This is a genomic window from uncultured Corynebacterium sp. (assembly GCF_946998835.1).
GTDB lineage: Bacteria > Actinomycetota > Actinomycetes > Mycobacteriales > Mycobacteriaceae > Corynebacterium.
In genome coordinates this window covers 1-10,865 of the sequence record NZ_CAMQAZ010000045.1, presented here as the reverse complement: position 1 = coordinate 10,865, position 10,865 = coordinate 1, and the positions used below count along the sequence as shown (strand labels likewise).

At 62.6% G+C, this 10,865-nt stretch carries 8 protein-coding genes and 2 tRNA genes; 7 read left to right on the top strand and 3 right to left on the bottom strand.

All coding sequences use genetic code 11. The annotated features are described in order from the left end of the window. Nucleotides 1-353 precede the first annotated feature (353 nt). The 3 genes from Q0U90_RS10945 to Q0U90_RS10935 all read left to right on the top strand — a co-directional run bounded on the left by Q0U90_RS10945 (nucleotide 354) and on the right by Q0U90_RS10935 (nucleotide 5,755). Complete coding sequence (locus Q0U90_RS10945) at nucleotides 354-4,025, top strand: phosphoribosylformylglycinamidine synthase (RefSeq protein WP_297454972.1); 3,672 nt, start codon at nucleotides 354-356, stop codon at nucleotides 4,023-4,025. Between the two features lie 226 nt (nucleotides 4,026-4,251). Beyond that, nucleotides 4,252-4,324: transfer RNA gene (locus tag Q0U90_RS10940), tRNA-Arg, on the top strand. Between the two features lie 441 nt (nucleotides 4,325-4,765). Then, nucleotides 4,766-5,755 (top strand): LLM class flavin-dependent oxidoreductase, encoded by a 990-nt coding sequence (locus tag Q0U90_RS10935; protein ID WP_297454969.1) that lies wholly within the window; start codon nucleotides 4,766-4,768, stop codon nucleotides 5,753-5,755. 62 nt (nucleotides 5,756-5,817) lie between these two features. On the opposite strand, the gene Q0U90_RS10930 is transcribed toward Q0U90_RS10935, so the two are convergent. Together Q0U90_RS10930 and Q0U90_RS10925 are read right to left on the bottom strand one after the other, a co-directional pair. Then, nucleotides 5,818-6,666 (bottom strand): CoA transferase, encoded by an 849-nt coding sequence (locus Q0U90_RS10930; protein ID WP_297454966.1) that lies wholly within the window; start codon nucleotides 6,664-6,666, stop codon nucleotides 5,818-5,820. A 9-nt stretch (nucleotides 6,667-6,675) separates the two neighbouring features. Continuing rightward, complete coding sequence (locus Q0U90_RS10925; RefSeq protein ID WP_297454962.1) at nucleotides 6,676-7,701, bottom strand: prephenate dehydrogenase; 1,026 nt, start codon at nucleotides 7,699-7,701, stop codon at nucleotides 6,676-6,678. 38 nt (nucleotides 7,702-7,739) lie between these two features. On the opposite strand from Q0U90_RS10925, the gene Q0U90_RS10920 reads away from it, so the two are divergent. From Q0U90_RS10920 to Q0U90_RS10910, 3 genes are all read left to right on the top strand, one after another. After that, a complete protein-coding gene (locus Q0U90_RS10920) occupies nucleotides 7,740-8,297 on the top strand; it encodes a tRNA adenosine deaminase-associated protein (RefSeq protein WP_297454959.1) in 558 nt (185 codons plus the stop codon). Between the two features lie 112 nt (nucleotides 8,298-8,409). Next, a complete protein-coding gene (locus Q0U90_RS10915; RefSeq protein ID WP_297454975.1) occupies nucleotides 8,410-8,853 on the top strand; it encodes a nucleoside deaminase in 444 nt (147 codons plus the stop codon). A gap of 137 nt (nucleotides 8,854-8,990) precedes the next feature. After that, on the top strand, nucleotides 8,991-9,179 hold the full coding sequence (locus Q0U90_RS10910) for a CsbD family protein (protein ID WP_016421846.1): 189 nt from the start codon (nucleotides 8,991-8,993) through the stop codon (nucleotides 9,177-9,179). A 163-nt stretch (nucleotides 9,180-9,342) separates the two neighbouring features. Here Q0U90_RS10910 and Q0U90_RS10905 read toward each other — a convergent pair whose 3' ends face one another. Continuing rightward, entirely contained in the window at nucleotides 9,343-10,323 is a 981-nt protein-coding gene (locus Q0U90_RS10905) for a diaminopimelate dehydrogenase (protein ID WP_297454954.1), read from the bottom strand. A 321-nt stretch (nucleotides 10,324-10,644) separates the two neighbouring features. Between Q0U90_RS10905 and Q0U90_RS10900 the strand changes: the two genes are divergently transcribed. Beyond that, nucleotides 10,645-10,735: transfer RNA gene (locus Q0U90_RS10900), tRNA-Ser, on the top strand. The last annotated feature ends 130 nt before the right edge of the window (nucleotides 10,736-10,865 follow it).

The following is a 10,865-nucleotide window of genomic DNA, read 5'->3' as shown; positions in this document are numbered from 1 at the left end:
TTCACTTGTGGCCAGGCTATAGCGAATCGATGGGTGAACTATGCATCGATAAGACAACGAACCAGCTCCCTTGTTTCAGCAACGCGCAGCACCAGGCAGCAACGCGCAGCACCAGGCACCAACCCGGACCTGCCGCCCGACTCACCACCTCCTTGAGCCACCACGGCCGTACCTCCAACACCCCCGCGCAGCCTTTGCTCGGTCGAATCCGATTAGCCTGGCCTTGTACTTGGTCAATCGGGGCTTCCGCCAAGCGCCTTCCACCTCACGCACTGGGGAACATTTTCCTATCCTGAACAGTTGCAATAGACTTAGACCCCGGTTGCCCTCCCCGTAATTCGATAGGAGCCTTGATGGACGCCCGTCTAGCCGTTCGCCGTAAGCCCGAGTTCCGCAACGAGGAAGCTACGCTGCTGTCCTCGATCGGCCAGGACGGCGAGGTGGCAATCTACTATCTCTACGATGCTTTCGATGCGACGGAGGAGGATCTTGTCGCGCTGCGCGAGTCGGTAGTTGCTGATTCGCGTGTCGACGAGCTGGTCGAGCTCCCAGCCCCCGCCGAGCTGGGTAACTACCTCGCAGTTGAGCCACTTCCAGGCCAGTACGACCAGCGTGCCGATGCCGCCGAGCAGGCCCTGCGCCTGCTCCGGCCGGAAACCCGCACGCAGATTACCTCGGCCACGCTCTACGTTTTCGACGCACCGGTGAACGACACCGTGCGTTCCTTCCTCATTAACCCGGTCGAGTCGGGGGAGAAGGACCTGAGCGTTCTGCGCCGTCCGAGCATGGGCGAAATTGAGCCGCTGAAGGAGTACCCGGGCTTCACCGAGCTGGATGACGAAGACCTGACCGAGCTGCTCGCAGCAGATGGCATGGCCATGTCGCTGGCCGACCTGAAGACCATCCAGGATTACTTCCGCTCCGAGGGCCGCACTCCGACCGAGGTGGAGCTGTCCGCACTGGACACCTACTGGTCGGACCACTGCCGCCACACCACCTTCAACACCGAGCTGACCTCCATCGAGAACAACGAGCCGCGCTTTGCCGCACAGCTCGACCGTGCGCTGCGTCGCTACGACGAGCTGCGTGAGCTCAACGGCCGCACTCACAAGCCACGCACCCTGATGGACATGGGCACCATCATGGGCCGCGAACTGCGTCGCACGGGCGTTATGGACGACCAGGAAGTCTCCGAGGAAATCAACGCCTGCTCGGTCTACGTCGACGTCGAGGGTGACGACCGCAAGTGGCTCCTCATGTTCAAGAACGAGACCCACAACCACCCGACCGAGATCGAGCCGTTCGGTGGCGCCTCCACCTGTCTCGGTGGCGCGATCCGTGACCCGCTGTCGGGTCGCTCCTGGGTCTACCAGGCCATGCGTCTGTCCGGCGCAGGTGACATCAACACCCCGCGTGAGCAGACTCTCGAGGGCAAGCTGCCGCAGCGCGACATCTCTTCCCGCGCCGCAGCTGGCTATTCCTCCTACGGCAACCAGATCGGTCTGGCCACCACTGGTGTGCGCGAGCTGGTCCACCCGGGATACGTCGCTAAGCGAATGGAGCTCGGAGCCGTCGTCGCCGCTGCTCCGGCAGACAACGTCAAGCGCCTCGAACCCGCGCCGGGCGATGTGGTGATTATGCTCGGTGGCCGCACCGGCCGTGACGGTGTCGGCGGTGCGACCGGTTCGTCGAAGGCTCACGATGAGGACTCGCTGGGCCGTTCCGGTGCCGAGGTGCAGAAGGGCAACCCGGTCAACGAGCGCAAGATTCAGCGCCTGTTCCGCCGCGAGGACGTCGCCACCAAGATTGTCCGCTGTAATGACTTCGGTGCAGGTGGCGTGTCCGTCGCGGTCGGTGAGCTGGCTGACTCCATCGACATTCACCTCGAGCGTGTGCCACTGAAGTACGCCGGTCTGAACGCCCGCGAGATTGCAATTTCCGAGTCCCAGGAGCGCATGGCGCTGGTCGTGCGCCCGGAGGATGCCGACTTCATCATCGCCGCCGCTGCCGAGGAGAACATCGAGGCAGTCGCGCTGGCCGACATCACCGACACTGGTCGTCTGCGCATGTTCATGGGTGACGAGGTCGTGTTCGACCTCTCCCGTGAGTTCATCGACACCAACGGCGCCGACCGCGCCCAGAACGTCGAGATGGTTGCTGGGGAGGGCGGCGTCGTAAAGCAGGCTCCGGCGAGTGTGCTTGAGTCGCTGCGTGCGGCGACGGCGGGCTCCCAGGAGGGCATGATCGAGCAGTTCGACTCGACCGTCGGCCGCTCCACCGTGCTCATGCCGTACGGCGGCGCGTCGCAGAAGACCGACGAGCAGGCGTCGATTCAGACGCTGCCGGTCGATGGCGGCACGACCACCGCATCCATCATGACGTGGGGTTACTCGCCATCGCTTGCCGACGAGTCCCCGTACCTCATGGGTTCCTACTCCGTGGTGGAGGCTCTGGCTAAGCTCGCAGCGGCCGGTGGCGATCCGCGCGGTGCCTGGCTGAGTGTGCAGGAGTACTTCCAGCGCCTGGACCAGGATCCACAGCGCTGGGGTGAGGTTGCGCAGGCGCTGCTCGGTCTGCTGGAAGCTCAGGATGGCTTCCAGGTTGCGGCCATTGGCGGTAAGGACTCCATGTCCGGCACCTACGGTGAGGACCTGCACGTGCCGGCGACCCTGGTGACCTTCGCAGTCGCTGCGATGGACGAGACCGACGCCGTATCCGCCGCAATCCCGGCCGGTAACTTTGACCTGTACCTGTTTGCGCACAAGCCGCTCGAGTCCGGGGAGCCGAACTACGAGCAGCTCAACGAGCTGTTTGCTGCTGTGCGCGAGCTGCGTCCGGCTGCTGCTTCGGCTGTTGCCAATGCAGATTTGGCTGCGACCCTGGTCAACATGGCTGTGGGCAACGGCGTGGGCCTGGAGGCATCGCTGCCGGAGGCTCCACTGGGCTCCATCGTTGTGGCTGTTCCGGCTGGTCAGGCTGTTGAGGGGGCTATTGCGGGGGCCGTTGAGGGTGCCGTGAAGATTGGCGCCACCGATGAGTCGGGTACCTTGTGCTTTGGCGAGGAGTCCTTCACTGTCGCCGAGGCGCTGGAGGCGATGGAGTCCGGTTACCGTGACGTCTTCCCACTCAATGAGTACGAGGGCGCGGCCCTGCCGGAGTTCGCTAATCAGGTCAACGAGACCGAGACCGACCTGCAGAGCCCGGGCAAGAAGGATGTCCACGTGCTGTTGCCGGTCTTCCCGGGCACCAACTCCGAGTACGACATGGCCGAGGCGTTCGTCGCGGCTGGCGCTGCCTACGAGTTCCACGTGATCCGCAACCTGACCCCGGCAATGCTGGCGGAGGACACGAAGGCGTTTATCGAGAAGCTTCAGGACGCCGATATCCTCGCCTTCTCCGGCGGCTTCTCCCTGGGTGATGAGCCGGACGGGTCCGCCAAGTTCATCGCCGCGTTCCTGCGTTCCGACGATGTCGCAGCCGCCGTCAAGGAGTTTGTGGCCGACAACGGTCTTGTGCTCGGTATTTGTAACGGTTTCCAGGCTCTGGTCAAGTCCGGCTTCCTGCCGTATGGCGACCCGGCGCAGCTCCGTGAGGACTCACCGACCCTGGCCCACAACCGCCAGCTGCGTCACGTTTCCCGTATCGCCACCACCCGCGTGGCTACCGTGGATTCCCCGTGGCTGCGCGGATTCGAGCCGGGTCAGACCCACCTCATGCCGGTTTCTCACGGCGAGGGCCGTTTCGTGGTTTCCGAGGACGAGGCTCGCCGCCTGTTCGAGGCCGGCCAGGTCGCTTTCCAGTACGTCGATACCGATGGCGATGCCGAGGGCGTGCCGACGATGGAAGCGCCAGCCAACCCGAACGGTTCCTCCTACGCCATCGAGGGCATTGTCAGTGCTGACGGCAGGATTCTGGGCAAGATGGGCCACCCGGAGCGTTTCCGCGAAGGCCTGATGCGCAACATCCCGGGCATTGGTGAGCAGGACATCTTCGGCAACGCTGTCCGCTGGGTTCGCGGCGAGTAGTTCCTCGGTTTCTCCGGTCCGCGCCGGTGCCGGCCTCCGGGGGCCGGTTAGACCGGGGTAACCGCAACGAAACCTGTTGTTAATGTGCAACGAATATGTACTTGAATAAGTGCCCAAAAAGGTTGCTTGAACAGGCGATTTTGTAAAACTTCGCAGGATGAGTAAAGTATCTATTCGTTGCAGGGGCTGAGGGAATTACCCCAGAGTCGCTGAATAACAACATAATGCGCCCGTAGCTCAACGGATAGAGCATCTGACTACGGATCAGAAGGTTAGGGGTTCGAATCCCTTCGGGCGCACAAAGCAGGCCCGCACCGATAAGGTGCGGGTCTTTTTGTCTGCCCGACTTATCGATGGTTCTCCGGCACTTATGCGCGCGGTATTGGTTCTGCCTGCGCTCATATCGATGAGCTATTCACTTGTGGCCAGGCTATAGCTCATCGATGTGTGAATACCTCATCGGCAGGTGAGGGTCGGAATTGACAGGTGAGGGGCGGAGCGGAGAATCAAGCAGGGAACTAGATTATTCGTGCCTTTTCGTACGCGAAGCCGACGCGAAGTTCGCATTTCCGCCTACCCGCACCCGCCACCGTCACCCGCACCCGCAAACCGCACCCATGAGCCCGTCCACCCATGAGCCCGTCCACCCACGAGCCACCCCAAACCCCAGACTCCAGCGCCTCAGTATTCGAAACATCTCAAACTCGCAATATCCGCATAACGGTCTACACTGTGGAACCATGATTCGTACTGAGTCCATTCTTGACCTAGCGACCGTAGCCTCGGGGCAGTCCCATGCCGATGCCCTGCAAGGCTCCATCGATTTGGCGCAGACTGCGGAAAAGGTTGGTTATCAGCGTATTTGGTACGCAGAGCACCACAATATGAACTCCATCGCGTCCTCGTCGCCGGCAGTTCTTATCGCAGCCGTGGCTGCAAAAACCGAGAGCATCACCCTCGGCTCCGGCGGCGTCATGCTGCCGAATCATGCACCGCTGACGGTCGCGGAGCAGTTCGGCACGCTCGCGAATCTGTATCCGGATCGCATCGAGCTGGGGCTTGGTCGCGCGCCGGGCACGGACCAGGCCACTATGCGTGCGCTGCGTCGTGACCCGCGCTCTTCCGATTCCTTCCCGCAGGATGTGCAGGAGCTGCGCGGTTACCTCTCCGACGAGTCGCTGATTAAGGGCATCAACGCGATTCCGGGCCGCGGCACCCATGTGCCGCTGTACATTCTGGGCTCCTCGCTGTTTGGTGCTCAGCTCGCAGCGGCACTCGGCTTGCCGTACGCATTTGCTTCACACTTCGCGCCGGACGCGCTTCTCGATGCCATCGCGGTCTACCGCGAGCAGTTCCAGCCCTCAGAGCAGCTGGATAAGCCATACGCATTTGCGGCTATGAACGTGATTGCGTCGGAAAGCGAAGAGGACGCGCAGCAGCAGTACTTTGCTACCCGCAGGAATATGGTCCGGCGGTTCCTCAGCCGCGGTGGGCATCACCTCACCGACGATGAGGCGGAGATTCTGATGGATACCCCGCAGGGCCGCCAGGTGCAGAATATGTTCCGCCACACGGCCGTCGGCACGGTGGCGCAGGTACGTGAGCAGATTGCGCAGTTCGGTGAGTACTCGACGGCGGATGAGCTGATTGTGGCTCACCACTCGTTGAAGGTGCCCGACCGCCTGCGCTCCGTGGAGCTCACCGCGGAGGCCGTGGGGCTGAGTGCGTAGGCTGAGCGCGTAAGGGGCCAGGCCCAGGATTACCTCGAGGCGCGCAGCCCTAAGCTGCCCTGTTACTCCACCGCAGCCAGCGGCAGCGCCTTTTCGCTGGCCAGCTGCATGATTTCGGCGTTGGTGCGTTCGCTGAGGAAGGCTGCAAGTTCCTCGCGATTGCTTGCACCCGTGGCCTCCGTCAGGGCGGCGGCGAAGTGCGGCTCCAGCGCAGCCACGGCCACATAGCCGTCGGCGCTGGGGTAGAGTCCATACGCCCACAGTCCGCCACCGAGCAGCCCGCCAGGCACCGTCATGCCGTACTTCAGCGGCGCAGCACCGGCCTCACCGGCTTGCTTCAAACCGATTCGGCAGTGCAAACCAGAATGCTTTACGACGTCCGCCCCAGCACCTGCCCGCTTAATCAACCCGGCAAGGGCAGCGGTGACTGCAAAGTGTGCGCCCAGGATGTCGCCCAACAGCACCGGCGGCATGGCCGGAGGTGTGAGGGTTCCGGCCTCTGCCTGGTAGGTCAGGTCGTGGCCGGGGGTTTCCGGAGCTTCGGTGTCGCCGACGATGTCGATGTGCACCGGCCCATTTGGGCGCTCGTGGAGGCCTGCCAGCCCCATGCGCTCCAGCGCGGAGGGACGAACCGAGGTGATGACCACGTCGGCCTCGTCGATCAGGGAGCTTAACTGTGCGCGGCCCTCATCGCTCTTCAAGTCTGCCTGGATAATCTCGTGACCGGCGGACATAGCTTCGTACCAAGGGCGGCCGAAGGCTCCGAGTGGGTCGCCCGTTGGTGGCTCGACTTTAATCACCCGGGCGCCTAGCTGGCCCAAGTACTGTGCGGCCAGTGGCCCTGGCACGTTAATAGCGAAGTTGACGACAGTGATGCCTGCGAGGCTGGTATGCAGCTCGGTGGAAAACATAGTTCCACACTAGAACATATCTACCTGCCCGCCGACGTTTTCGGCCAACTTCAACTGATTAATCCAGTCGCCCTCGCCAACGCGCAGTCGGAAAATCGGGCGGTGAGCGGGGCGGGCCTCGTAGCGGACACGGGAAATCTGGCCGACTTTAGCCAGGTCCATAGCGGTTCCCTCGGTGGCCAACTGTGTGCGGGCGGCGGTGAGACGCTCGATGACGTCGTCAAGCGCGGCGAGCACGGGTTCGGTGTTGTTCTCGCACCAGGACATGACCATGTCGGGAGCGGCGGCGGCCACGCGGGTGCAATCGCGGAAAGAACCGGCCGCCAGCGAGATAGCCAGGGGGCCTCCGGCTTCACCAGCGGCAGCAATGGCGTAGGCCGCCAGGTGTGGCATGTGGGAGATGCGGGCGACGCTGGCATCGTGGTGATCGCTCAGCGCTGGGATGAGCTGGCTGCCGAGCGCCGCGCCCAGGTTTGCTACCTGCGAAAAGACCTCAATCCAGCGCTCCGGGACTGGCTCGCCCGCAGCGTCGGCAGCAGCTGCCAGGTCGTAGGTGATGACCCAGGGGGCGCCGTCGAAAAGCCCTTCGAGCGTGGCGGACCAGCCCGCCTGCGCCGAACCCGCCATCGGGTGCGCGCCGACGAAGCGTTCCTCCATCCCACGCGCGGTGACCTCAGCGGCGACGGCGGCCTTCACGGAGACCACATCCGTGATGCCACAGCTGGGGGCGTGCTTGTTGATGGCGTCGAGCATCGCGCCGACGGCCGTCATGGGGGTGCCAATCACGATGAGTGCACGGCTGGCCTCAGCGCGTTCGAGAGTGGCCTGAAGATCCGTGCTGGCATCGAATCCCTCCTTCGTGGCTTCCTCGACCGTTGTGGACGAACGATTCCAACCGAAGCATTCGACGTTGTGAGCCCGCAGATCGCGCATCATGGAGCCACCGATGAGGCCCAGACCGAGGATGCATACCGCGGGCAGCTGTGCGGCTGACAGGGAGGACGAAGCAGGGGAGGGGGACTCGAAATTGCTCACCTGACAAGCATGACATACAGCGACTAGCGTTGTGGGTTATGAGCACGACCTTTTCAGGGGGATACACCTCCGATGACGACCGCTCCTTCGCGGTTGCCGTAACTATGGGGGAGCGCGGTTGGCGCGTCGTCGACCTCGGGGACGACGCCACCGATTCGCTCGCTGACGCTGCACAAGCGCTGCGCAATCTGCGCTCGGAACGCGCCGCTGTCGGAATGCTCAACATCGACGACGACTACTTCATTCTCGTGCGCCAGGGAGTGGGGTCGCTGCGCGTAGTGCTTTCCGACGCCACCGCCGCCGTCACCGACGACATTGCGGCCGATGTCTTCGACGAGTTGGATCTGGACATCCCCGACATTGATGAAGACGAGCTTGACGACGTCGATGCCTGGGCCGAAGGCGACATGGATATCCTTGCTGACCTGGGCTGTTCGGAGGAGGTGCTGTCCTCCATCTGCGATGACCAGTCGCTGTGGGCCTCCGAGCAGCTCTTGGCCATCGCCGAGGAGTTGGGGTGTGCCGAGGAGCTCGCCGATGTCGCCGACCTGGATTATGACGGCGATGATGACGACTACGACCCCTATGACGACTAACCCTGAAAAAGGTCATCTGACCGAGCGGCCAACCGACCGTGCGGCCGGCCAGCCAACTGGTCGGCCAAGTGCTCTTCCTCGTCGCGAACAGGACATTCTCGACGAGGAGTGGATGCGTCTGGCTATTGCCGAAGCTGCTTACACGGCACCCGGGGATGTCCCGGTGGGAGCGGTGGTCGTGGATGCCGAGGGCAGGGTTGTGGGCCGGGGCTCGAACCGTCGGGAAGCGGATGGGGACCCGCTTGCCCACGCCGAAGTCATCGCGCTGCGTGAGGCCACCCGCGCCGTCGGCGATGGTTGGCGGTTGGAGCAGTGCACACTGGTGGTGACGCTCGAGCCGTGTGTGATGTGTGCCGGAGCGTGTGTCATGGGGCGCGTGGGGCGCGTGGTTTTCGGTGCGTGGTCGCCCAAAACCGGCGCGTGCGGCTCCATCGCTGACGTCATCCGAGATCCGGCCCACGCGTTCACGCCGCAGGTGCGCGGCGGTGTGCTTGCCGACGAATGCTCTGTTTACCTGCGGGAATTCTTCGAAAGGCAGCGACAGTCGGGAGCATGAGCGGTATTACAGTTGGGTTACGATTCCCGCTGTGTCCGTGCCGGACCTTCATTTTCACGTACCGTCGGAACCAGTGGAGCTGCTAGACGGTGGCTCTATTGAAATAGATTAAGTCGTTTACATAGGAGGCTTACATTATGAGCGAGCTGCAGAACAAGGCCGACGAGCTGGGCGGCAAGGTTAAGGAAGCTGCTGGCGACGCCGTTGGCAACGAGGACCTGGCAAACCAGGGCAAGGGCGAGCAGGCTGCGTCCAAGGTCAAGCAGGGTGCTGAGGACCTGAAGGACAAGGCTACTGAGACCCTGGGCAAGCTGACCGACAAGTAAAGCTTGTTAGCCCTTAAGGTTTTTTCCCTTAGGTAAGAAATAACCCCAGCCATTTCCGCTTCTGATGTGCGGAGATGGCTGGGGCTCTTTGTGTTTCGATGGTCAGCTGTTGGCGGTGATGCCCGTTTTTAAGCCGTGCGCCTGGCTGTGCACGGTGGAGTGACTACAGCTTCTGCGCCACCAAATCATCCAGCGGTTCTGTGGACAGTAGGTACGGGGCAATCTCGAAGACGGTGCGGGCACCGGTCTCGCCGGCCTGCTTCAGACGGTAAGCAGCGCGACCGTAGGCAACCTGGACAGCTGCGGTGAAGTCGGGGTTGCGCTCCAGCCCGAGGCCGAACTCGATGACGTGACCGGAGGTGCCAGCCTGGCCGCGGGTAATGACCTGGCCGCCGTGCGGCATACCCTGGTGATCGCGCTCGAACTCCTCCTCGGAGATGAAGTCCACGATGGTCTCGTAAGGAGCAAAGTAATCCGGCATGGTCACGATAGTTTCGCGAATCTGCTCCTTGAGCTTGGCGTCCTCGTCGGCGTCGCCGGTTTCCTCAGCGACGACGAAGCAGTGGCGCAGGTGGCACTCGTTACCCTTCAGGTCTGCGCCCTCGCCCTTCTTTACGGCCTCGATGGCCTCTGGGTTTGGCTTGGTGTACTGGACACCCTTCTTCACTCCCGGCACGCGACGCACAGCGTCGGAGTGACCCTGCGACAGGCCTGGGCCCCAGAAGGTCATCTGGTCCGCACCCGGCAAAATAGCGGTGCCCAGGACGCGGTTCAGGGAGAACAGGCCCGGATCCCAACCGGTCGAAATCATTGCGATGTTGCCACCTTCGCGGGCGGCAGCGTCCATGGCCGCACGGTGCTTCGGAATCTCGTGGTGGTTGTCGTAGGTGTCGACCGTCGTAAAGCTCTTTGCCAATTCTGGGGCCTGCTCTGGGACATCGGTAGCCGAGCCGAGGCACACGAACAGGATATCTACCTCGTCGCGGTACTTTTCGACATCCGCCGCCGGGAGTACGCGGGCCTCCGTGTCCAGCGAATCGCGGCGGGAGAAAACGCCGACGAGCTCCATGTCCGGCTGGTCAGCGATGACCTTTTCGACGCTACGGCCCAAGTTGCCGTAGCCGATGATGGCGGAACGAATCATGAAGGAGAACCCTTTCTGTGTGGCTGCACTTTCCGTGTTTTAGTTTCTAGATTTCAAGCTACAGACTATTCCTTCATATCTCAGCAGGCTTTGGCTACCTCGGCTAGGGCGGACTGGTCCGGATGGTGCGGTGGCTTTAGGGGCGAGTGGTCTGAGTGGTTCGAGCAGTTGACGCGGTCAGAGGAGCTTGGCGCGGTCAGAGGAGCTTGATTGCGCCGGCCGGGTGACTGAGATCGGTCGCGTGAGCTGTCAGAAAGGTGGGGTGTGTGTCTTGACCTGGGGATTTGGTAGATAAAGAGGCTACCTGTAACGTTTTCTAGCGGTGACGTGTCCGAGCGGCCGAAGGTGAAGCACTCGAAATGCTTTGTGCGGTAACCCCGTACCGAGGGTTCAAATCCCTCCGTCACCGCCAACGAGACCCCCGGTGGTTCCTTTAAGTAGGAGCGCCGGGGGTTCTGTATTTCCGGTAGTGGCCGCCTGGGTAGGCAGGGGTTAAGGCTCAAAAAGTGTGTCTGGCTCGGCGTGTCGCTGGGGTTAGATGT